Here is a 23,315-nt window from a genome sequence, read left to right on the forward strand (position 1 = left end):
AATCCGCCCGGCCCCCGGCTACGAATCGATCTCCAGCACCACCTCGCCCGCCGGGGGGCTATCCCGCCTGGACCGCGTGCAGACTCGCGTACGCGCCGTGCGAGTTCAGCAGCGTCTCGTGCGTGCCGACCTGCGAGACGTGGCCGCCGTCCATGACGACGATGCGGTCGGCGTCCCGGATCGTGGAGAGCCGGTGCGCGACGACGAACGTGGTCCGGCCGCGCATCAGCCGCGCCAGGGCCTCCTGGATCAGCGCCTCGGAGCGGGTGTCGAGCGCCGAGGTGGCCTCGTCCAGGATCAGCACCCTGGGATCGCGGATGACCGCGCGGGCGATGGCGAGCCGCTGCTTCTGGCCGCCGGACAGCCGCGCGCCGCGCTCGCCGACGACGGTGTCGAGGCCGGCCGGCAGCTGCTCGACGAATTCGAGCGCGTTCGCGTCCCGGAGGGCGGCGACGATCGCCTCGTCTGATACTTCGTCGAGGCCGTAGCTGACGTTCTGCCGGATCGTGCCCTCGAACAGGATCGTCTCCTGCGGCACCACCGACACGAAGCGGCGGAAGGTGCGCAGGTCGAGCCGCTCCATGTCCACCCCGTCGAGCTCGATCCGGCCGCTGGTCGGCCGGAGGAAGCCGATGACCAGATTGAGCACCGTGGACTTGCCCGCGCCGGAGGCCCCGACGAGCGCGACCGTCTCGCCGGGCCGGACCGAGAAGTCGAAGTGGTCCACGGACGGCCGCTCGGCATCCGGATACGCGAAGCTCACATCGCGGAAGTCGAACGCGCCGCGCGTCTGCTCGACCTCGGCCTTACCCTCGTTGCTCTCCAGGTCGGGCGCCTGCAGCACCTCACCGACCGAGCGCACCGACTCGAGGCCCTTGGTGATCATCGGGGCCAGGTTCAGCAGTCCCGACGTGGCGCCGGTCAGCGTGCTGAAGAACGCGCTGAGCATCACGACGTCGCCCGCGGTCAGACCGAACGCGCCGTAGTAGGCGATGACCGCCGCGCCCGCGAGGCAGCCGACGCCGACCGTGTTGAGCACGATCCAGCTGAGCGAGCCGAACCGTCCGTTCGTCAGGTCCAGGCTCTGGCCCGCCGAGCGCACCCGCCGCAGCGTCCCGTCCATCCGCTCGATCGCGCTGCGCTCGAGGCCGTGCCCGCGGGTGATCGGGATCAGCGAGGTCATCTCCAGCACGCGCGAGGAGAGCTGCTCGACCTCTTCGCGGAAGTCCTCGTTGCGCTGCTTCAGCGGCGCCCGCAGCTTCATCGCGATGAACGCCGCCGCCGGCACGAGCACGACGATCACGGGCAGGAAGCTCGGCGTCCGGTACGCGATGACGACCAGTCCGCCGATCAGCGCGGAGAGCGCGCCGAGGCCGCCGTCGGAGGCCTGCTGCATCATCTGCTCGATGGTCTCCACATCGCGGATGACCTTCGTCTGCAGCACGCCGGAGCTGACCCGCGTGTGGTACCCGATCGACAGCTCCTGCAGCCGCCGGCACAGCGAGATGCGCAGCGTGTTGCTGATCCGCCGGATCGCGTAGCTGTAGCAGCGCACGTAGAGCACGTGGCCGGGATAGTTGAGCAGCAGCAGCGCGAGCATCAGCCCGCAGTTGATCCAGAGCCGGAAGATCGGCTGGTGGCCCACGACGACGTCCACCACGTTCGCCGTGATCAGGGGAAGCAGCCAGGTCGGGCTCGACTTGACCGCGAACAGGACGGTCCCGAGGGCGAGCCTGCCCCGGTCCTCCCGCGCGAGATAGGCGAGCGTGCGCAGCGGGTGCTCGCCCCGGTAGTGATGGTCGATGGGCTCGGCGCAATACGCCATGTCGGACTCCCGTGACGAAGGTACCCGTCGATGATTCCAAAGCCCCACAACGAAAGAAAGGCATTTGCACGCCTCGCTAGGAGTTCGACAGACTTCGACGAGATTCGACACGGATGGCGACCCGCGACATCTACTCGCCCACGGCGGCGCCGTAGGCGAGTAGCGGTGTGCGTAGCGAGCGGTGCGAGGAGCGGTGCGAGAAAACGTCAGCCCAGAAGGGCCTTTTCAGCACCGATGGTGGTGTCCTCGCCGTGACCGGTGTGCACGACCGTCTCATCCGGAAGCGCGAAGAGCTTGGCGCGGATCGAGGCCTCAAGTGTCGGCCGGTCGCTGTAGGAGCGTCCGGTGGCGCCGGGACCGCCGTGGAAGAGCGTGTCGCCGGTGAAAACCGCACTCAGCTCGGGCGCGTACAGGCACACACCGCCGGGAGCGTGGCCGGGAGTGTGCAGCACGCGCAGCGTCGTGCCGCCGACCGTCAGCTCCTGACCGTCGCTCAGATCCGCGTCCCACAGGTAATCCGTATGGGTCAGCTCCCACAGCGGCCGATCGTCCGGATGCAGCAGGATCGGCGCGACAGTCTTCTCCCGCAGCTCGGGGGCGACGCGGACGTGGTCGTCATGCGCGTGCGTGCACACGATCGCCTTCACCCTCCGGTTACCGACCACGGCCAGGATCCCGTCGACCGAGTGCGGGGCGTCGATCACGATGCACTCGTCCTCGTCGCCCACGACCCACACGTTGTTGTCCACGTCGAACGTCTCACCGTCGAGGGAGAAGGTCCCCGAGGTCACGCCGTGGTCGATGCGCGCCGCCATCAGAGGATCACCACGCTGCGCAGGACGTCGCCGTGATGCATCCGCTCGAACGCCGCCTCGATGTCGCCGATCCCGATCTCCTCGGACACGAACGCGTCAAGATCAAGCCGGCCCTGCCGGTAGAGATTCACCAGCGTCGGGAAGTCGCGTGACGGCAGGCAGTCGCCGTACCAGGAGGACTTCAGGGAGCCGCCGCGGCCGAACACGTCGATCAGCGGCAGGTCCGGCACCTTCATCTCCGGCGTCGGGACGCCCACCAGCACGACGGTCCCGGCCAGGTCGCGCGCGTAGAACGCCTGCTTCCACGTCTCCGGACGCCCCACCGCCTCGATCACCACGTCCGCGCCGAACCCGCCGGTCAGCTCGCGAATCGCCTCGACCGGATCGGTGGCCGACGAGTCGACGGTGTGCGTCGCGCCGAGCCTCTTCGCCGTCGCCAGCTTCTTGGCGTCGATGTCCACCGCGATGATCTCGGCCGCGCCCGCCAGCGCCGAGCCCGCGATCGCCGCCGCGCCGACCCCGCCGCAGCCGATCACCGCGACCGACTTGCCCCGGGTGACGCCGCCGGTGTTGATCGCCGCGCCGATGCCGGCCATCACCCCGCAGCCGAGCAAACCGACAGCCGCCGGACGCGCCCGCGGGTCCACCTTCGTGCACTGACCGGCCGCGACGAGGGTCTTCTCGGCGAACGCGCCGATCCCCAGCGCCGGAGAGAGCTCGGTGCCGTCCTCCAAGGTCATCTTCTGCTTCGCGTTGTGAGTGGCGAAGCAGTACTGCGGCTCACCCCGGCTGCACGCCCGGCACTGGCCGCACACCGCCCGCCAGTTCAGCACGACGAAATCGCCCGGCGCGACCTCCGTCACCCCCGGCCCGACCGCCTCGACGATCCCGGAGGCCTCGTGCCCGAGCAGGAACGGGAACTCGTCGTTGATCCCGCCCTCGCGGTAGTGCAGGTCCGTGTGGCACACCCCGCAGGCCTGCACCTTCACCACCGCCTCACCCGGCCCCGGGTCCGGCACGTTGATGGTCACCAGCTCGACCGGCGCGCCCTTGGCCCGCGCGATGACCGCCTTCACCTGCTGCATGCAACACTCCTTCGGGTTGGTAGCGACGTATCGACGTCCACCAGCGATCATCCTCCGATGCGCGCGGGGCCGCTGCCCTTCTTCCGCACACCGGAATGTCGCGACTGCTAGCTTGAGACTCGTGCCCACCGACGAGGAGATCACCCGCCACCACGACTCCGATCCCGACGAGGACCCCTGGGTGCTCGGGCCGCCGAAGCCGACCGTCGTCGAACTCACCCCGTACGACCCGGAATGGCCCGCCCGATTCGCCGCCCTGGCCGACGGCATCCGCGCGGCCCTCGGCGGCACGGCCCTGGAGGTCGAGCACGTCGGCTCGACCTCCGTGCCCGGACTGGCCGCGAAGGACATCATCGACATCGACCTGACGGTCCCCGACTCCGCCGACGAGCCGAGCTACGTCCCGGCGCTCGAGGCGATCGGCTACGTCCTGACGATCCGCGAGCCCTCCTGGCACCAGCACCGCGGCCTGACCCTGCCGGCCCCGCGGGTGAACCTGCACGTGTTCGGCCCGGACTGCCCGGAGACCATTCGCCACCGCATGTTCCGCGACTGGCTGCGCACGCACCCCGACGACCGCGACAGGTACGAGCAGGCCAAGCACGACGCCATCCCCGGCGGCGGCCACGTGATGGACTACAACCGCCGCAAGCAGGACGTGCTCCGGGACATCTACGACCGCATGTTCCGCGCGGCGGGGATGAAGTAGAAGCGGCGGGGATGACGTAGAAAACGCGAGGCGGTGGCGCGGAACCCCGCACCACCGCCGCCGCAACTCAGGTTCTCGGCTAGCTTCCGGTAGCCACGTACAGGTACGAGAGCGCCGAATTGAGCTGCACGGTCAGCGCCGCCGGGATCGTCCCCTCGGTCTTGCCGCTCTGGATGGTGTTGCTCAGCTGCTCCCATTCGCTGTGATACGTCGACCCGGACGCCACGGCATTCTGCACGTCGGCGATCTCGCCGAGCAACGTGGTGGCGATCGTAGTGCTGATCAGGCCACTGCTTTCCGCGCCCTGCACGATCTGCGTCAGCTGAGTCACCGCACCCGCAGTGGACGTAGGCAGCGGCAGCGCCGCATTCTCATTCCACGTCGCTGTCCCGGATGCAGCAGCCGATGCGCTCGCACTCGCACCGGCACCTGCACCGGCGCCGGACGTCGACGCCGACTTCGACGCCGCAGTCGACGCCGCAGCCGCAGCCGCAACAGCCCCGGCGGACGCACTAGCCGTAGGCGCACACGCCGCGCTGCCCGACGAGGCAGCCCCCAGCGCAATACCCGACTTACTGTTCCCGGAGCCAACCGACGAGCCCTGATTGCCCGACGACCCGAACGCGTAACCCGACCCCATGCCGATCGCCAGCAACGCCACGCCACACGCCACCAGCACCCCGGTGCCAAGCCGAGGCCGCTGCCGCCCCGCCGCCGCAGCCGCAGAAACAGCGCCCCCCGCAAGCAGAACAGCCTCCGCCTCAGCCGCCACGGACTCGGACTCGGACGCGGACACAAGCCCCGAAGACGCCGCAGCACCCGAAGAAGCCGCACCCGCCGAAGCACCCGAGGCGGCAGAGCCCCCAGTCAGCCCGCCAGCCTCCGCACCAGCCCCCGCCGCACCGCGAGACTCCGCACCAGAACCGCCAGCAGCACCTTCGGCACCCGCACCGCCGGTTGTAGCCTCGGCGGCTCCGGCACCGGCCGCAACTGCTCCGCCAGCCACACCCTCGGATGCGAACGAAGCGGTTTCCATCTCCGCACCAGCCGCGACCACGGCCGCCGCGACTCCGGCGCCCGCAATCACGCCCAAAGCGCCCGCGCCAGCAGCACCCGCACTCTCACCAGCAGCGCCAGCACTTTCAGCAGCAGCACCAGCGCCCGCGCCTGCTTCGGCCGCTCCCGCTCCGCCCGCGCCTGCGCCAGCCGCGCCTGCTCCGGCCGCGCTAGCGCCCGCAGCTCCAACGCCGTCCGCTCCGGCACCTGCGGCGTTCATGTCGTTCATGTCCGCGCCCGCGCCCGCGCCCGCGCCTTCGCCCGCGCCTGCGCCGTCCGCAGCCAGCTCATCGACGACAGCGTCGGCCACAAGTCCAGCGGCCAGTGCGCCTGCCACGACCTCGGCTGCCACGACACCCGCCTCCGCCGCCGCCACTGCTGCCGTAGCCGCCACCGGGCGCTTCTTCGGCGAGTAGACGACCAGGGCCGGGGCACCGGCCAGGCCGCGAGCGGCCTCCGTCGCCGCCGCGCGGAAGGCGGCGAGCGTGGGGCGGTCCGCTGCGCGCTCGGCCAGGGCGCCGAGCAGGAGGGTCAGCAGCGCGGAGTCTTCCGCCTCTGCCAGCAGGATCCGGACATGCTCGCGGCTGCGCTCGCGCCAGACCGCCAGCAGTTCCGCGGTGCTCGCGGCGCCGGCCGCCTCGATGGCCTCCTTGTGGTAGGAGTCGAGGTTCGCCAGGCCGACCAGCGACGCGTACAGCAGCCAGCCGAGGGCGAAGACGTCCGCCGCCTCGTTGGCGCCGCCGCCGGCGATCCGCTCGGGGGCGAAGAAGCCGGTGACCTGCTCGGCGACCTCGACCTGCTCGTCGTCGGCGGTGGCGAGTCCGGCGACCATGTCCACCAGGCACGCCCGCTTACGCAGGTTCCAGGCCGAGGCCGCGCTGATCCAGCCGTGGCTGTAGCCGGCCTCCAGCGCCTCCTCCAACGCCGCGGCGAGCAGCGCGACGAGGCTCAGCGCCTCCGCGGGCGCCAGCGGACGGCGGACGATGCGGCCGGTCAGCGGCTTGCCGAGGGCGGGCGCCTGCACGGCGAACTCGACCACGACCTCCACGTGCGTGGCCGCGCGGCCAACGGCTCCCGAGGCACCGAGCGTGCGCGAGTCGAGGATCAGCCGCACCTCGCCCTCGTCGAGGACCTGCGGCGTCGCAATGGCTTTCCATGCGCGCATCTCCTCGGCGATGCGGCCGAGGCCCGGTTTGTCGGAGAAGCAGACCCAGACCTCGGAGCCGGTCTCCTGGTCGACGCCGCCCCAGAACTCGCCGGCGCCCAGGTCTTCGTGTCTGCGGACGAGGCGGTATCGCTCCGCGAGGACCATGCCCTCTGATATGCCGATCACGGGCCGCATTCTGCACGTATAGAAGGCCTATGGCAAAGCGGGCAAGGGTCCGAATGGTAGGTCACGAATTACATCCGCGTGAACTGGATCATCAGCCGATGAGTATGACCCTGAAAGTCCTGATTCGATCTACCGGCAATCCGCTGACTCCGCGAGCGCCGCTATTCGCGCGTGACGCGTCTCACGCGGCTGGCATGCGATCATGCGCGACCGGCGATGCCGCTCTTCGACACCCCCGAGGACTCGGCCGCCCATGTGCGGTGTACCGAATGCGGATTCCCGCATTACCTGAATCCGATGACAGCATGCGGCGGCCTGGACCGAAGCGGCTGAGAGTCTCGTCCCCACCAGGCGCGATTTCACATCCTGACGGCGATCCGGCCCGGCGCGAGGGGCGGCCGGGCCGGAGGTGCGTCATCTGGCGCGGCGTCAGAAGTTCTGCAGGCCCGACTGGTCGTAGGCGCCGCCCTGCTGCTGGCTCGGGTCGCCGTAGCCGCCCTGGCCCTGGCCGCCCTGCTGCGACTGGTCGTCGAACTGGGCAGTCTGCTGACCGAGATCCGAGCCGGGCTGGTATCCCTGGAAGCCGGGCTGGTTCTGGTTGTCGAGGTGCTGGTCGTAGCCGCCGTTCTGCAGCTGCTGCGGGTCGACCCCCATCTGCTGGAGCACGTCGGCGTGCTGCCGCGGGTCGACCTGGCCGCCGCCGAGGTTCGACAGCTGCTGGGCAGCCTGCTGGTGGTCGCCGCCGAGCTGGCCGACGAGGTTGGCGATCTGATGCGGGTCGAAACCGACCATCAGGGGTCTCCTTCAGTACGAAATCGGAAGAAATTACGTGATTTCCACCCAAACACCGCAGCTCGCGGACCGCAAAGGCGACGCGCGGGCGCATCCTCGCGGGCGGCGCCGTCGGGTCCGCGCCTTACACGCAGGGTGACCTGGAACGGGTCGGCAAACGGGGGGATTCGGGAATCGGCGTCCGCGAATCACCCACGCAGACCAGTGGACCAGCGGACCAGCGGACCAGCGGACTCCGCGCCGCAAACCGTGAAGGTGACGGCAGGGACGACGCACTCAAGCGCCGGACGACAGCGCCCAACCGCGGGGGGACGACACGCAGTGCACGACGGCCAGCGAAGGGCGGCGCTCGACGGCCAGCGGAGGACAGTGCTCGACGGCCAGCGAAGGGCAGCGCTCGACGGCCAGCGGAGGACAGTACTCGACGGCGGGCGGTGGCGAGAGTCAGGCGACGGCTTCGCGCATCGGCGACCGAGACACAGCAGGCTACGGCGGGACAAGGCAGGCGGAGGCGACTGGCAATACGGCTGGCAGAGGACCGCCAGGCGACGTCTTCGCGCATCGGCGACCGAGACACGTCAGGCGACGGCGGTACATGGCACGCGGAGGCGACTGGCAACACGGCCGGCAGAGGCGACTGGGACATGGCTTGCCGAGGCGGCCGGGACGGCGGCGGGCTTGGGAGTCGACGTTGGGTGTCAGCTGCCGGCAGTTGGGACGCGTGTGCCGATGGAGGTGATCATCAGGTCGACGGCGAGCTCGAAGTTCTCCGGGCGGTCGAGGGAGGGGATGTGGTCGATGAGGGCGGCGAGGTTCGGGTACTGATCGTGCGGAAGCGAGCGGTAGTCGACTTCCCAGGAGCGCAGGTCGGCCTCGCGCTTGGGGGCGTCGAGGGCAAGCAGCGCCGCGTCCATGCTGGCGTAGGCGAGCACGAAGTCGGCGAAGACGCGGTAGCAGCGGGCGGCCTCGGGGTCGGGCAGGCCGGCGCGGCGCATGCAGCCGAGGATGTACTCGACGACCGCGAATTCGTGACGGCGGCGGGCCGTGCGGGCGGCGACCAGTTGGCCGACGTGCGGATGCGCCAGGAACGCGGCGTGGATCCGGCGTGCGATGAAGCGCAGGTCCTCGGCCCAGTCGTCGGTCGTCGGCAGGCCGTCGGAGGTGGCGTCGGCGTGCAGTTCGTCGGTCAGGGCGAGCAGCAGTTCGTCCTTGTCGCGGAAGTGCCGGTAGATCGCGGTCGGGTGCGCGCCGAGCTCGCGCCCGATCCGTTCGAAGGTCAGCGCCTCGATGCCGTCCCGGTCACACACCTTCATCGCGGCCTCGGCGATCACCTGCTGGTTCAGGCTGCCCCGCGCCCGCCGCGCCTTCGGTTCCGCCTTCGACTGCACCCTGGCCTCTGCTTTCGACTGCACCCTGGCCTCCGCATTCGGCCGCGTTTCAGGCTCCGCCTTCGATTGCACGTTCGCCTCCGCATTCGGCCGCGTTTCAGGCTCCGCCTTCGACTGCACGTTCGCCTCCGCACTCGGCCGCGTTTCAGGCTCCGCCTTCGATTGCGCGTTCGCCTCCGCACTCGGCCGCGCTTCAGGCTCCGCTTTCGACTGCACGTTCGCCTCCGCATTCGGCCGCGTTTCGGGCTCCGCGTCCCGCCGCGCCTTGGATTCTCGAGCATCCGGCCGCGCCGTGGTCTCCCCCTTCGACCGCGCCTTCGGTTCCGTTTCGGGCTGCGCCTTGGCCTTGGCTGTCATCGTCCCGCGTCCTTCCCGCCGTCCCCGGATCCGCACCGGGATGCTACCTGTCTCGCCCCGGGCCGGCCCGGGCGCACGCCTCAGTCGCCGTCCCGGTCGGCCCGCTGGGGGAGCGTCGTACCTCGTCATCCTCCCGAAACATGATAGTCACGCCTATTGACTATCTCCTTGATTATCTACAGACTGACGGCTCGAACCGCTGCTCGTGCCCCGCCCCTGCTCCCCGCTCCCGGAGGCGCCCCATGGCCAGCACCATCGGTACAGAGACCGAATCGCCCGCTCCCCCGAGCGCCGCGTCGGTCGAGGTCCGGTCCATCGACTACGTGCCGCAGAACGAACGGCACGGCACGACGCGGCACCTTGGCGCCGTCTGGTTCGTGAGCAACATCAACCTCACCGCGATGGCCACCGGCGTCACCGCGCTGAGCATCGGCGCCGGGCTGATGTGGACGATCATCGCGACCGTCGTCGGCTCGCTGTTCGGCTCGTTCTTCATGGCCTTCCACTCGGCGCAGGGCCCGCAGCTCGGCCTGCCGCAGCTGGTGCAGTCCCGGCCGCAGTTCGGCTACCTCGGCGCGGCGCTGACAGTGTGGGTCTTCGCCCTGGTCAACTACGTGGCCTATAACACCTCCGACGCGCTGCTCAGCGGCGACGCGATGCACACGCTGTTCGGGCTCGACACGAACGCCGGGTACTTCGTCGCCGCCATGATCGCCGCGATGATCTCGCTGTTCGGCTACCGGTGGATCCACACCGTCAGCCGCTGGCTGACCTGGCCGCTCGTCGTCGTCATGGTCGTGCTGACCGTCGCGGCGCTCTCGAACGCTACGCTGCCCTCCGGCGCTTTCTCGCTCGGCGCGTTCCACGCCGGACCGGTGATGACCGTGTTCGTCATCGTCGCCGGCTTCCAGCTCGGCTGGGCGCCCTATGTCTCGGACTACTCGCGGTATCTGCCCGCGAAGGTCGGCGTGCGCTCGACGTTCTGGTGGACGTATCTGCCCAGCGGCTTGTCGGCGATCTGGGTGTTCGTGATCGGCGCCGTCGCCTCCGCGGCCTACCCGACGGCGACTCCGGTGGACGCCTTCAAGAAGGCCGCCGACAGCCTGTTCGGCGGACTCGGCGCGATCGTCGTGTTCTCGCTGCTGGTGGGGCTGCTCGCCGTGATGGCCATCAACCAGTACGGCGGCATGATGTCGATGATCTCGATCAAGGACTCGGTCTCCCCGGTCAGTCCGACCCGGCGGATCAGGGCGGTCTGCATCGCCATCATGTTCCTGCTGGTCTGGGGCGTGGCCCAATTCGTCGGCATCGACCGGTTCAACTCGTTCTACGGAAACGTGCTGATCTTCCTGACGTACATCTTCACGCCGTGGACCGCGATCAACCTGGTCGACTACTTCTGGGTGCGCCGCGGCCTGTACTCGGTCAAGGAGATCTTCAACCCGCGCGGCATGTACGGGCGCTGGGGCTGGCGCGGTAACGTCGCCTACCTGGTCAGCATGCTGGTGATGCTGCCGTTCATGGTCACGACGCCGTACACGGGCTTCCTGGCCGCGCGGCTGTCCGACGTGGACTACTCGATGTTCATCGGCCTGCCGGTCGCGGGCCTGCTCTACCTGTACTTCTGCCGCAGCCTGGACCTCCCGGCGGAGCGGCGGATCGTGGAAGAAGAGGGAATTCTCACCGATGCGCACAGCTGAGTACGCAGATCTGCTGCTGACCGGCGCCCGGGTCCGCTCGGGTGCCGGGAGGTGGTCCGAGGCGGTCGCGGTGCGCGGCGGCCGGATCGCCGCGGTCGGCACCCGGGCCGAGCTCGCGGCGCTGGCCGGGCCGCGCACCCGGGTCGTGGACGCGGGCGGCCACGGCCTGGTCGTGCCGGGCTTCCAGGACGCGCACGTCCACGCGCCGTTCGCCGGGCGCAACCGGCTGCGGCTGTGGCTCAACGACCTGGCGGGCCGTCAGGCGTACCTGGACGCGATCGCCGAGTACGCGCGCACGCACCCGGACGAGCCGTGGATCGTCGGCGGCGGTTGGGCGATGGAGTACTTCCCCGGCGGCACGCCGCGCAAGGAGGACCTCGACGCGATCGTGCCGGACCGGCCCGTCTTCCTGTTCAACCGCGACGTGCACGGCGCGTGGGTGAACTCCAAGACGCTGGAGATGGCCGGGATCACCGGCGAGACACCGGACCCCGCGGACGGCCGGATCGAGCGCGACCCGGCCACCGGCGAGGCGACCGGCACCGTGCACGAGGGCGTCGCCTACCGGATCAACGAGCACGTCGTACCGGAGCCGACCCGCGCCGAGTGGGAGGCGGCGATCCTGAACGCGCAGGAGTACCTGCACGGCCTCGGGATCACCGGGTGGCAGGACGCGTGGGTGACGCCGCAGACCCAGGCCGCGTACGAGACGCTCGCCGCGGACGGCCGGCTGACCGCCCGCGTGGCCGGCGCGCTCTGGTGGGAGCGCACCCGCGGCCTCGAGCAGATCGACGACCTGCGGGCCCGGCGCGAGCAGGCGCTGAAGGTACGGGCGCCGGGCCACGCGCTCGGCTCCGGCTTCCACCCGACGACGATCAAGATCATGACGGACGGCATCCTGGAGAACCACACCGGCGCGCTGTTCGAGCCCTACTGCGACGGCTGCGGCGGGCACGGCGCCGACGACGCCGAGAGCTCCGAGTCGGGCCACGGGGCGGGCCGGGGCCTGACGTACGTCGAGCCGGAGCTGCTCGCCGCGGCGCTCGCCGAGCTGGACGCGGCCGGCTTCCAGGTCCACATGCACGCGATCGGCGACCGGGCCGTGCACAACGCGCTCAACGCGGTGGCCGCGGCCAAGGCGGTCAACGGCCCGAGCCGCAACCGGCACCACATCGCGCACGTCCAGGTCATCCGGCCGAGCGACATCGCGCGCTTCGCCGAACTGGACGTGATCGCCAACTGCCAGGCCTACTGGGCCCAGCACGAGCCGCAGATGGACGAGCTGACCGTGCCGTTCCTCGGGCCGGAGCGGGCGGCGCAGCAGTACCCGTTCGCGAGCCTGCTCGCGGCGGGCACCCGGCTGGCGATGGGCAGCGACTGGGCCGTGACCACGGCGAACCCGCTGGAGCAGCTCGAGGTGGCGGTGACCCGGATCGACCCGGAGCACCGCGACAACCCGTCGTTCCTGCCCCTGCAGCGGCTGACGATCGATCAGGCCTTCGACGCGTTCACGGCCGGCTCCGCATACGTGAACCACGACGATCAGGGCGGCCGGATCGAGCCCGGCGCCCGGGCCGACCTCGTGCTGCTCGACACGGACGTGTTCGATCCGGAGTTCACCGCGAACGGCCGGGCGCCGATCGCCGACGCGAAGGTGAAATTGACGATCGCGGCGGGCGAAGTCGTCTATGAGGCTTAGGAGCCGAGTCACGCGGCCTGGGTCATGGGGTTCGCGAGCCGCCGGCCCACCATGTGCTTGCGCTTGGGATCCTCCGTAGGTTCCGGCAGCCCCTTCGGCCGCCGCGCGCCATCCCGGCAACCCGGCCTTCCGGCGATCAGTGGCAGACCTTTGAGATTCCGCACAGAACCGCCTTGGCGCTGAACGGGGGCGCCCGGACATCCGTATCCCGAGGTGAGACCTCTGATGCGCAGTGCTCCGAGAGAGGCAGGCCCCGAATGTACGATCTCGCCGCCGCACCCGTGCCGACGACGCCCGCGATCGTGCCCGCGTCCCTCCGCGTCACCCTCGCCTACGGCCAGGACCTGGTCAGCGCCGAGTTCTCCGGGCTGCGGCCGCTGCCCTCGGCGCCCACCGTGTACTCGGCCTTCCACTGGACGGCCGCCCCCGACCAGGTGCCGACCCTCGCCGTCGCGCCGGTCTTCCTCGGCGTCGGCGAGGGCGGCTGCCTGTTCGTCGACCTGGCCCTCGCGCCGAGCGTGATCACGGTCACCGGCCGGCAGCGGGTGCGCGAGGAGCTCGGCGCCGAGCTGGCCAACCGGCTCGGTGCGGCGATCCGCGACGGCGCGCGCCGCTTCGCGGTGGTCGTCGCGGGCCGGCCCTTCCACCCGGACCTGCTCGTCGTCGACCCGATCCTGGTGGAGCGGCTCGACGACTTCGACCCGGCCCGGCTCGCCGACCACGTCGACGTCTGCTTCGTCGTCTGCGCGCTGACCGCCCCCGCCGACGCCCAGGCCATCCACCGGCTGAGCACCCCGCGCCCGGGCCGGCGGATCGTGCCTATCCTGGTCGACGAGGTGGTGGCCGCCGACTGGTCGCTGTTCGCCCGCTGAGGCGGCCGCCGGCCCGCTCCGGCCGGGACGATCGGCACGGGATTACGGCGTCGGCCCGACCGAGCCGGTTTCCGGTGCCGGTGAACGATTCCCCGCCGCTCTGCGTACCGCGGAGCATGGGAGGATCACGCCACAGGCGACGACGACGCAACGAGCCACCCACGCCGATCGAGCTGCTGCTCAGCGACCCCGCCACGGTACACGCCGCGACCGATGCCTTCGCGCGCGCCGAGCAGCCGGAGAACGCGGCGTGGCCGTTCGTGGCCTCGGTGGGCCTGCGCACGGTCACGTTGCGCTGGGCGTTCGGGACGGCCGCGTCCGTGCCCGAGCCGCTGGCCCCATGGCGTCCCGGGCGAGACCCCCGGGTGTGGATCGCGGACCGAGACGAGATCGGCGTAGGGGGCCCAGCCGCCGACCCCGGCGCCGCGAACGCCACGCTGGCCATCGGCCAGTTCGAGGAGACAGTGGTCTTCATCAACACCTCGCGCGCGCCGGGGCCCATCGCGGTGGCCGGCGGTGCCGACGAGGACTCCGTCCTGCTCCGCGAGCTGATCGCACGCCAGGCCCGCAGCCTGGGCGCGGAATGGCTGCAAGACGGCGCCGCCAACCGCGGCGGCGACGGCGAGCGCCGCGGCGCGTGGTGGCCGATGGAGATCGAGGGCGACGCGATCGTGCTGCTGGGCCTGGCGATCGCCCGCATGTTCACGGCCGACGAAGCGCGCCTGGCCTGCGAGCTGATGCAACGCACTGCGACCGAGGAACGGCAGCGCCAGACGTACGTCGTCGGCCGCGAGATGGAGGCGATCGAGGCCCCCGCCGCTGCGACGGCACCGGCGGCGGCCTCGGAGCCCGCCGCCGATTCCGCGTCCAGTCCCGAGACCGAGTACATCGACAAGTGGCGCAGGCTCGGCTACGTCGAGGATGAGTCCGAACCGGCTACCCCGGAGAACGCCGACCTCGAGGACTGGCTACGCCAGGTCAAGGCCGCCGCAGCTACCCGAGTCGAGCCCGCGTCGGTGGCGAGGGCCGCCGCCCCGACAGCGGCTCCCGCTGTGGCGTCGGCTCCCGCTGTGGCGTCGGCTCCCGCTGTGGCGTCGGCTGCGGCTGCGGCGACGGTTCCGGCTGCGGCAGCGGCTCCCGCTGTGGCGGCGTCGTCTGTGTTGTCGTCGACTTCGGTTCCGGTCCCGGCGCCGACTTCGACTCCGATCCCGGCCCCGGATTCGGCGCACTTGACCCCCGCCTCGGCGGCGTCGGCTTCAGGTTCGGCCGCTCCGGGCTTACCCGAGGCTCACACCCTGGCCACGACCGGCGCGCAGCCCGCACTGCAGACGGCCTCAGAACTTCCGGTCAGCGGCGCCAATCTCGCGGCCGCCTCCGCCTCCACCCCCGCGTCGTCCACCTCACCGGTGCCGCCGCCGGTGGCCTCGACGTCCTCCGTGCAGGACGCGCCGTCCAGCGCGGGCAGCCCCGCTCGCACCTTCGCGCCTTCCCCCGCCCCTGTCGAGGACGACCTCGACGACTGGGCCTCAGGCTTCGCCGTCTCCTCGGCGGACCAGACCGCGCACCGCTGACCACCCCGCACCCGCACGCTCAGTCTCAACCGCCGCACACCGCAGCGCACAGAAAAAAGGACCAGCAACGCCATGCGATTCGCCGTGACCGTCCAGGGCCGCAGCAGTACGCGGCACGTGCTCGTCGGCGCGGGGCCCGACACCCCGCTCGGGCAGGCGACGGCCGCCATCGCCGACGCGCTCGAGGAGCCGGGCACCGAGCTCTACCACGGCTCGCGCCGCCTCGACCCGGAGGCGCTGCTCGCCGACGCCGGACTGCTCGAGGGCGCGAGCGTCTCGTTCGCCGGCACGCCCGCCCTGCCCGAGGAGCCGCCGCCGCTGCTCGAACTGCACACCGTCTCCGGACTCGGCGCGGGCTCGATCTACCCGCTGCCGGCCGGCCGGCACACCGTCGGATCCGCCGGCCGCAGCGCGATCCCGATCGCCGGGGCCGCGCCGTTGGCCGCGGAGATCACCGTGACGCCGGACGGGGTCGTCTCCGTGCTGCTGCACGACGGCGCCGAACTGATCGCCGTCGTTCCTCCGCCGCCGGCGCCCGAGCCCAAGCCGCAGCGCGGCGAACCCGTGGTGCCCAAGCCGATTCCGCCCGCACCCGAGCAGCCGCCCGGCGGCGGATCCGGCGCCGTCTGGTGGCACCGGGACGCCGACCTGGTCGTCCGGGACACGGTGCTGCGCTGGGCCGAGCCGACCGCGCCCGACTCCTCGGTGCAGCCGACCGAGGACGGTGTCGGGCTGGACTTCAACCGGCCGCCGCGGATCGTGGAGCCGGTGCCGCAGCGCCGGCACCGCATCCCGCATCGGCCGGTGTTCCGCGGCCGCAACCCGTTCCCGATGGTCATGGTGATCGCCCCGGCGATCATGGGCTTCACCATGGCGTACCTGCTGCACAACCTGCTCTACAGCACGTTCGCGTTCTTCTCTCCCGTCTTCGCCGTGGCCAACTGGATCACCTCGCGGCGCAACGGACGCAAGAAGTACAAGCGGGACCTGGCCGAGTACTACGTGCTCAAGGCCGAGAAGGAGCGGATGATCGAGCAGGCGGTGCGCGACGAGCGCGTGCTGCGGCTGAATCTCACCTCCGACCCGGCCGCGCTGCGGCTGATCGCCACCGGCCCCGGCAGCCGGCTCTGGGAGCGGCGCCGGCGCGACCCCGACCACCTGGTGCTGCGGCTCGGAACGGCGGATCAGCCCTCGATGCACGAGATCGAGGACTCGGACCGCGGCGGCGAGTTCAGCGACCGCGTGCGCTGGACCGTGCCGAGCCTGCCGGTCGGCTTCGCGCTGGCCGATCGCGGCGTGGTCGGCATGGCCGGCCCCGCGGAGCGGATCCGGCCCCTGGCCGGCTGGCTGCTCGCCCAGATCGCGGTCCTGCACAGCCCGCACGGCGTGCGCCTCGCCGTCCTGACCGACCCGGACCGCGCGGCGGACTGGGAGTGGCTGCGCTGGCTGCCGCACCTGCGCTCGCCCTACGCTCCCACGCTGCTGATCGGCAACGACGCGGAGACCGTCGGGCACCGCCTGTCCGAGCTCACCGGCACGCTGACCCGCCGTCAGGAGGCCGCGAAGTCGCCGACCGCGCGCGCCATCTTCGCCGACCCCGACCTGGTGATCCTGGTCGACGGCGCACGCCGGATGCGCGATCTGCCCGGCATGATGCAGCTGTTCACGGACGGCCCGCGGATGCGGATGTTCTTCATCTGCGTGGACAGCGAGATGCGCATGCTGCCCAAGGAGGCCAGCTCCGTCATCGTGGACGACGGCGAACGGGTGACGCTGCGCCAGGACGGCCTGCCCGAGTTCGCCGGGATCCGGCCCGACCTGGTCGGCCCCGACTGGTTCGAGGCCGTGGCCCGCGCGCTCGCCCCGCTGCGCGACGCCACGATCGACGAGGGCAGCGTGCTGCCGGACCGGCTGCGGCTGACCGAGCTGCTGGACCTCGAATCCCCCGACGCCGACGTCATCGCCCGGCTCTGGCAGTCGCAGCCCGCCTCGACCGTCGCGCCGATCGGCATGGGCTACGACGGTCCGCTGGCGATCGACCTGGCGCAGGACGGCCCGCACGCGCTGATCGCGGGCACCACCGGCTCCGGCAAGTCGGAGCTGCTGCAGACCCTCGTGGCCTCGCTGGCCGTGGCCAACCGGCCCGACGAACTGACGTACCTGCTCGTCGACTACAAGGGCGGCTCGGCCTTCCGCGACTGCGTGAACCTGCCGCACACCCTCGGCATGGTCACGGACCTGGACGGCCACCTCGTGAACCGCGTGCTGGAGTCGCTGGCGGCCGAGCTGCGCCGGCGCGAGCGGCTGCTGGCCGAGTACGGCGCGAAGGACCAGCCCGACTACCTGATGAAGCGCCGGCTCGAGCGCGGGATGCCGCCGCTCCCCCGGCTTCTGCTGATCGTGGACGAGTTCGCGACTCTGGTGCGCGAGGTACCGGATTTCATCCCCGGCATGGTCTCGCTGGCGCAGCGAGGCCGTTCGCTGGGCATCCACCTCGTGCTGGCCACGCAACGCCCGGCCGGCGTCGTGTCCCCCGACATCAAGGCGAACACGAACCTGCGTATCGCGCTGCGGGTGCTGGACCCGAACGAGAGCAAGGACGTCATCGACACGTCGGACGCGGCGCTGATCCCGACGAACCTGCCTGGCCGCGCGCTGGTGCGGCTCTCGCACCGCTCGGTCACCGCGTTCCAAGCGGCTTACAGCGGCGCCCCGTTCCACACCACCGAGCAGCCCGCGACGCCCGCGTCGGCGGTCGAAGTGCCCTGGCTCAAGCTCGGAAGGCAGGAGGACCTGCCGCTCGCGACCCCCGTCGCCGCGCCCGAGTCCGAGTACGCGGAAACCGACCTTTCGATGCTCGTCCAGGCCATGCGGCGTGCCGCCGAGGACATGAAGATCGAGCCGCAGCCGCGCCCCTGGCTGCCGGAACTCCCCGAGCACATCACCCTCGCCGCCCTCCACGAGCTGGCCTCGTCTTCCCGCGCCACGGCGGTCCCCGGCGAGCCGAGCCCGTTCGGCGCGGCCGCGGAGCCCGGCGGCGAACTGCCGCCGATCGCGATCGGCATCGAGGACCTGCCGGTCATCCAGGAGCAGCGTCCGGTGATGCTGGACCTGAAGACCTTCACCCACCTGGCGATCCTCGGGACGGCCCGATCTGGCCGTACGCAGGCGCTGCGCACCCTCGCGGGCGCGCTGGCCGAGCGCTACGCGACCGCCGAGGTGCACATCTACGCCATCGACGCGGCGGGCGGCGGGCTCTCAGTGCTCGACGCACTCCCGCACACCGGCGCCGTCGTGGGCCGCGGCGACCTCGAGCGCATCGACCGCCTCCTGACCCGCCTCGCCGAGGAGCTGACCCGCCGCCAGGAACTTCTCGCGGAACACCACAGCAGCAACCTGACGGAGCTGCGCGCCGCGATGCCGCCGGGACCGCGCCCGGGCCACCTGATGCTGTTCGTCGACGGCTGGGAATCGCTGCACGCGACCATCAGCGAGCACGAGAACGGCCGCCTGCTCGACGAGGTACACCGCCTCCTGCGCGAAGGCACCGCCGCCGGCGTCCACCTCGTCATCGCCGGCGACCGCGGCCTGTCGAATGGCCGCATGAGCAACCTGATCGAGCACCGTGTGATGCTGCGAATGAGCGACCGCAACGAGTTCATGGTCCTCGGCATGCGCGCCCAAGAGGTACCCGTCCGCGTGGCCCCGGGCCGCTGTTGGCAGTCCGGCAGCATCGCCGAGATGCAGTGGGCGCTGCTGACCGAGGACCCCTCGGGCCAAGCCCAGGCCGAGGCACTGCGCCGCATCGGCCGCAACGCCGCCCAGCGCGACGCGGGCACGCTCCAGGTGAACAAGCCCTTCACCGTAGGCAAGCTGCCCATCGGCATCGAGTTCGCAGCAGCGTTCCGTCAGCTCACCGAACTTAAGCCGCTGGTCGGCCTCCTAGGCATCGGCGCCGACGAAACCGGCCCTGTCACGGTCGACTTCACCGGCCGCGGCTACGCCTTCGCCGTCGCGGGCCCCAGCGGCAGCGGCAGGTCGAACACCTTGGCCACCCTGGCCATCTCCCTCCTGGCCGGCCGCACCAAGCTCCTCGTCATCACCCCCCGCGAGTCCCCGCTCCGCCGCCTGGCCGCCGATCCCAACGTGCGCGTCCTGGCGAACGCCCAGCCCGAAGCCAAGGACATCGAGGAGAGTCTCGAGCAGCTAGGCGCCCCCTGCGTCGTCATCATCGACGACGTGGACCTGCTGGTCGGCGCCCTGGCCCTGGACGCCCCCCTCAGGAACCTGGTCAGAACGGGCCGCGACCGCGGCATAGGCCTCGCCTACGCGGGCTCCGCCGAGGGCCTCCAGGTCCCCACCGGCTGGATCAGCGAGGCCCGCCGCTCCCGCGCGGGCGTCCTCCTCCAGCCTCAGTCCATGAACGAAGGCGACGTCATCGGCGGCCGCCTCCCCATGGAAATCGTCCGCCGCCCCCTCAAGCTGGGCCGGGGCTACGTGGCCCACCAGACCACGGGCGCCGCCACCGCCATCGCCCTGCCCCTGACCGAACTCCGCGAAGGGGCGCCGCCGAGTAGGGCGGAGTATTCACGCTGTATGCGTGCTCCTGACCCCGTCGGCGGATGACGCTGTTTGGCGTCGTCTGGCGGTGGATTATCTCGACGGGGTGCAGCAGCATCGATCTGCCGACGCTTCCAGGGCGGCGCGCTTAGCGCAACCGCGGCGTGCGGCGCTGAGGCGCCGGTCCGCGCGGCGCCGCCCGGCCGCCGCGAGCCCGACACTCATGCTTACCCGCGGGAGTGAACCACCCGCCGCCAGGCAGCGGGCAGAACGCACACCGGCAAGAGTCCGATACCCCGTCATGCGCGATCGCGGCACAAACGGTGGCAGCATATTAGGACCCGCATGTCGAACGTTCAGGCCGAGTTCTCGATCTGTCGCGCGGCTCTGGCGCCGCCGAGGCCCCGGGGCCAGCCCCGCTGGCGTGTCCCGAAGAAATTCCCAATGGGCCGATGGGCTGGATGTCTGTATCCACGAGGCCTAGCCGAAATCGATTGCGTGCGAGGCTGAGCGACTTCGCCGTCACGCGGTCCGCCGACCGCATGGAATGATTGAGCTGTCGGCACATATCCCGCGCGCTTTATCCGCCCTCGGATCTTGAGGTCCGGAGGCGCGTCTGCTCAGCCGCTGCCCTGCGAAACCAGGGCACGAGAAAATCCCGTGTGCTCGCCAAGCCCGCCGCCTCAGAAGCCTCAGCCCAATCCTTGAATTGAGGCTCTGAACGGTCGTGAAGCTGACCGGCGGCACCCGCACCGTGAACAGGACCCTGGAGGCCAAATCGCGTGCCCTGGCCGGGTTGAAGGGTTATGTCATCAACCTCGAATCCTGCCCCGCCGGCTCCCCGATCACGCCAGAGTTCGTCATCGGCGCCTACCACCGGCTCTTCCAGATCGAGAAGTCGTTCCGCATGTCAAGGCACGACCTTCGAGCCCGGCCTATCTACCACCGCACCCGCGACTCGATCGAAGCGCACCTGACCATCGTGTTCGCAGCCCTGGCCGTCGGGTGCTTCATCAAGGAGCGCACTGGCTGGTCGATCCGCAGGTTCATCCAGACCGCCCGCCGCTACCGCACCATCGAGACCCAGGCCGGCACCCACACCATCACCGCCGCCGACCCGCTCCCCGACGACCTCGCCCAAGCGCTCGACCACATCCACCGCACTGACACGCGCTGATCCTGGCCGGCCGGGCTACCGACCGCCGGAGGTGGCTGCACCGGCCGGGCCGGCGCCCATCGGCAAGCCGAACGGCAGCTTCCCGTACTCCTCGACCGCCAGCGGGTACCGCTCAAATGACGGCAGCCAGTCCGTGTCGATCACGGCGGTCAACACCGCGTGCAGCCAATCGCTGAAGTCCATCTCGTGCCGCACGATCTGCCCGACGACCTTGGAGGAGACCAGCACACGCCATCGGTCACCCGCAGGTTCCAGGCAGAGCAAGTCTCCTTCCACGGTCGAGCCCCACAGCAGCAGCCCGCCGTCCGCTGGGAGAAGGTCGATCTCCTCGCCCTCGTTCCAATCGGCGACGGACTCGTACAGCGAACCGACGAAGCCCAGCGTCCGCGGGCCCGAGACCTGAAAGTACCCCTCCCACGTCGCATCGCCATAGGCCGCCAGGAGCAATAGGAAGTCCGGCGGCAAGCTGATGCCCCAGCGCTCCTCCAACTGGTGCAACTCGGCTTCACCGCCCGCCCGCAGTGGCTCACCCAGCAGCGGTCGAAAGTCGAGCACGTCCCGCATGCGATCGCCTTCATCTCGATGGTGCGACGAACCTACAGCACAACCCCCTCACGGGCGCGGAGAGCATCAAGCCGACCCCAACGGCCAGCGTTGCGCACTAACTTGAGCCAAGTCGAATCGACCGGACCTCATCACACCATCCACACGCGAACCACAGCCGAACCAGCCTCCCCGCGGGTGTCTGAGCTGGGCCGCAGGAGACGATGATGTTGATCTCGAGGGTGACTTTCAGTTTGAAACTGCAGCCGGTCCTGCCAACGCAACGGGTGGGAGGGTGGGCAAGCGCAAACCACGGGGCGCAGCCCCGATAACCCCGGCCGGCAGCGGAACGCAGGCCTCAGCGGTCTACGTACGTCGGCTGGCTAGCCGAGGGCTGCGATCGTCAGAGCGCTGCGGAGCAGGCGGCCGTGGCGGCCTCGCCAGAGGAAGGCTCCGGCGTCCTGCTTGGGCCAGAGGAGGTAGTGCATGCTGCCCAGGACTGCCGTCTCCGGCCCGCGGCGGAAGGCGAGCTTGGCCGACTGGCCGCCGTCCAGGTGGTGGACGGTCTCTGCGTCTTGGCCGTCGGCCTCGAGGATGCGGGCGGTTTCGGAGCAGGAGACGCCCTGGAAGCCCTTGGCCAGCGGGGCGCCGTCGAAGACGCGCAGGCGTAGGACGTCGTCGGTCAGGGCGATCAGGGTGCGGGCGTAGCGGGCGCCGGGGAGGAACGGCGAGAGGCCTAGCGACTCGTCGTAGCCGTCCAGGGCTTCGCCGCGGGCGGCAGCGGCGGCGCTCGGGCCGATGGAGAAGCCTGATGCGATGGCGGCGGCTTCGAGGTCGTCGATGGAGATGATCTCGACTTCGTCGCCGGGGCGGACGTCTCCGATCACGTCGGAGGTGCCGCGGAGGACGAATGCGCCTTCGAAGAGGTCCGCGCCGCCGGCATGGTGGACGGACGTGACGACGTGGCGCTTGGTGTCGTCAGTCAGGGCTATGACAAGGTCGATGACCTCGTCGGTTGCGGCGGGAGTGCGGTTTTGGGCGCGGTTTACGCCGCGGAGCAGGGCTACGCGCTCGGCCTCGGTGTACTCGACGCGGCAGTTCGCGGCGCCGTAGACGGTCAGGAACCCGGCGTCGGCGGGCCGTACGGGGGCTTTGGAGCCGATCCAGCCGTAGCAGCGGTCGGCTATGCGCAGGGTTCCGCGTGCGTCTAGCTCGCGTAGTTGTACGCGGCCGTCGCGGCCGACTATGAACGCTGGCTTGGCGACGGTGGGCAGCGAGACCGTCATGCCGTCGCGGGCGCAGAAGTCCAGGCAGAACTCGGCCGGCTCGTAGTCGGCGTCGTCGGAGATGAAGGAGAAGGAGCCGGTGACGGCGGCGAGCATCGTTTCTGCGGTGTCGCGCGCGTGGCCGCTCGGGCGCACTTCGGTGCCGTTGACGAGGTCGGGGAGGTAGAAGCCGTTGGTGGCGCTGTGGACGTTGAGTCTGGCACGGCTCGTGTCCACGGCTAGCTCGTAAGAGTTGGTGAAGCGGTCGCGGCCGAGGTCTATCGTACGGGCGGAGAAGGTCACGCCGGGGGCGATCTCCTGGTCGCAGGGGGTCAGCCGGATGGCGAAGGGCTCTTGGTCCTTGGCGATCGACTCTACGTCCAGTCGGCGGGTGCCGAAGGCCCCGCGGACTTGGACTACCTCGTCGCCTTCCGCTGTGTAGGTCAAGCGGTCAGGGACGTCGAAGAGGGCTGTCGGGGGGTCCAGTGGGGCGGCGAGCGGGGTGTCGCTGAAGGCTGTGGGGAAGGTTGATGCGAAGGGGCTGGCGGGCGCAGCCAGCTCTGTGAGG

14 protein-coding genes and 1 pseudogene are annotated in these 23,315 nt (G+C 70.7%); 7 read left to right on the top strand and 8 right to left on the bottom strand.

Annotated features, from left to right (window positions below; all coding sequences use genetic code 11):
• Window positions 1-58 precede the first annotated feature (58 nt).
• The 3 genes from KDK95_RS19335 to KDK95_RS19345 all read right to left on the bottom strand — a co-directional run bounded on the left by KDK95_RS19335 (window position 59) and on the right by KDK95_RS19345 (window position 3,725).
• Entirely contained in the window at window positions 59-1,825 is a 1,767-nt protein-coding gene (locus KDK95_RS19335; protein WP_212519610.1) for an ABC transporter ATP-binding protein, read from the bottom strand.
• 206 nt (window positions 1,826-2,031) lie between these two features.
• On the bottom strand, window positions 2,032-2,640 hold the full coding sequence (locus KDK95_RS19340) for an MBL fold metallo-hydrolase (protein ID WP_249161543.1): 609 nt from the start codon (window positions 2,638-2,640) through the stop codon (window positions 2,032-2,034).
• On the bottom strand, window positions 2,640-3,725 hold the full coding sequence (locus KDK95_RS19345) for an S-(hydroxymethyl)mycothiol dehydrogenase (RefSeq protein ID WP_212519611.1): 1,086 nt from the start codon (window positions 3,723-3,725) through the stop codon (window positions 2,640-2,642). Before KDK95_RS19345 ends, KDK95_RS19340 begins: the two co-directional genes overlap by 1 nt.
• Window positions 3,726-3,846: 121 nt before the next feature.
• On the opposite strand from KDK95_RS19345, the gene KDK95_RS19350 reads away from it, so the two are divergent.
• Complete coding sequence (locus KDK95_RS19350; protein WP_212519612.1) at window positions 3,847-4,434, top strand: GrpB family protein; 588 nt, start codon at window positions 3,847-3,849, stop codon at window positions 4,432-4,434.
• A 79-nt stretch (window positions 4,435-4,513) separates the two neighbouring features.
• Here the strand turns inward: KDK95_RS19350 and KDK95_RS19355 are convergent, their stop codons facing one another.
• The 3 genes from KDK95_RS19355 to KDK95_RS37770 form a co-directional block, all read right to left on the bottom strand.
• Window positions 4,514-6,823 (bottom strand): protein kinase family protein, encoded by a 2,310-nt coding sequence (locus tag KDK95_RS19355; RefSeq protein WP_212519613.1) that lies wholly within the window; start codon window positions 6,821-6,823, stop codon window positions 4,514-4,516.
• A gap of 429 nt (window positions 6,824-7,252) precedes the next feature.
• Window positions 7,253-7,615, bottom strand: a complete 363-nt coding sequence (locus KDK95_RS19360; RefSeq protein WP_212519614.1) for a hypothetical protein — start codon at window positions 7,613-7,615, stop codon at window positions 7,253-7,255.
• A gap of 698 nt (window positions 7,616-8,313) precedes the next feature.
• Window positions 8,314-9,027 (bottom strand): TetR/AcrR family transcriptional regulator, encoded by a 714-nt coding sequence (locus tag KDK95_RS37770; protein ID WP_212519615.1) that lies wholly within the window; start codon window positions 9,025-9,027, stop codon window positions 8,314-8,316.
• 575 nt (window positions 9,028-9,602) lie between these two features.
• Between KDK95_RS37770 and KDK95_RS19370 the strand changes: the two genes are divergently transcribed.
• From KDK95_RS19370 to KDK95_RS19395, 6 genes and pseudogenes are all read left to right on the top strand, one after another.
• On the top strand, window positions 9,603-11,060 hold the full coding sequence (locus KDK95_RS19370) for a purine-cytosine permease family protein (protein ID WP_212519616.1): 1,458 nt from the start codon (window positions 9,603-9,605) through the stop codon (window positions 11,058-11,060).
• Complete coding sequence (locus tag KDK95_RS19375) at window positions 11,047-12,759, top strand: amidohydrolase (RefSeq protein ID WP_212519617.1); 1,713 nt, start codon at window positions 11,047-11,049, stop codon at window positions 12,757-12,759. The genes KDK95_RS19370 and KDK95_RS19375 overlap by 14 nt, the downstream gene beginning before the upstream one ends.
• A gap of 257 nt (window positions 12,760-13,016) precedes the next feature.
• Complete coding sequence (locus tag KDK95_RS19380; protein WP_212519618.1) at window positions 13,017-13,631, top strand: hypothetical protein; 615 nt, start codon at window positions 13,017-13,019, stop codon at window positions 13,629-13,631.
• A gap of 116 nt (window positions 13,632-13,747) precedes the next feature.
• Complete coding sequence (locus tag KDK95_RS19385; RefSeq protein ID WP_212519619.1) at window positions 13,748-15,202, top strand: hypothetical protein; 1,455 nt, start codon at window positions 13,748-13,750, stop codon at window positions 15,200-15,202.
• 72 nt (window positions 15,203-15,274) lie between these two features.
• Window positions 15,275-19,828, top strand: coding sequence for an FtsK/SpoIIIE domain-containing protein (locus tag KDK95_RS19390; protein WP_212519620.1), 4,554 nt, complete (start codon window positions 15,275-15,277; stop codon window positions 19,826-19,828).
• A gap of 661 nt (window positions 19,829-20,489) precedes the next feature.
• Window positions 20,490-20,939 (top strand): annotated as a pseudogene (locus KDK95_RS19395) (IS1634 family transposase); the annotation flags it as partial.
• Window positions 20,940-20,954: 15 nt separating this feature from the next.
• On the opposite strand, the gene KDK95_RS19400 reads toward KDK95_RS19395, so the two are convergent.
• Together KDK95_RS19400 and KDK95_RS19405 are read right to left on the bottom strand one after the other, a co-directional pair.
• On the bottom strand, window positions 20,955-21,503 hold the full coding sequence (locus KDK95_RS19400; RefSeq protein WP_212519622.1) for an SMI1/KNR4 family protein: 549 nt from the start codon (window positions 21,501-21,503) through the stop codon (window positions 20,955-20,957).
• 362 nt (window positions 21,504-21,865) lie between these two features.
• Window positions 21,866-23,315, bottom strand: a 1,450-nt coding sequence (locus KDK95_RS19405) for a hypothetical protein (protein WP_212519623.1), incomplete at its 5' end; no start/stop codon positions are given.

It is taken from the genome of Actinospica acidithermotolerans (assembly GCF_018139625.1).
GTDB lineage: Bacteria > Actinomycetota > Actinomycetes > Streptomycetales > Catenulisporaceae > Actinospica > Actinospica acidithermotolerans.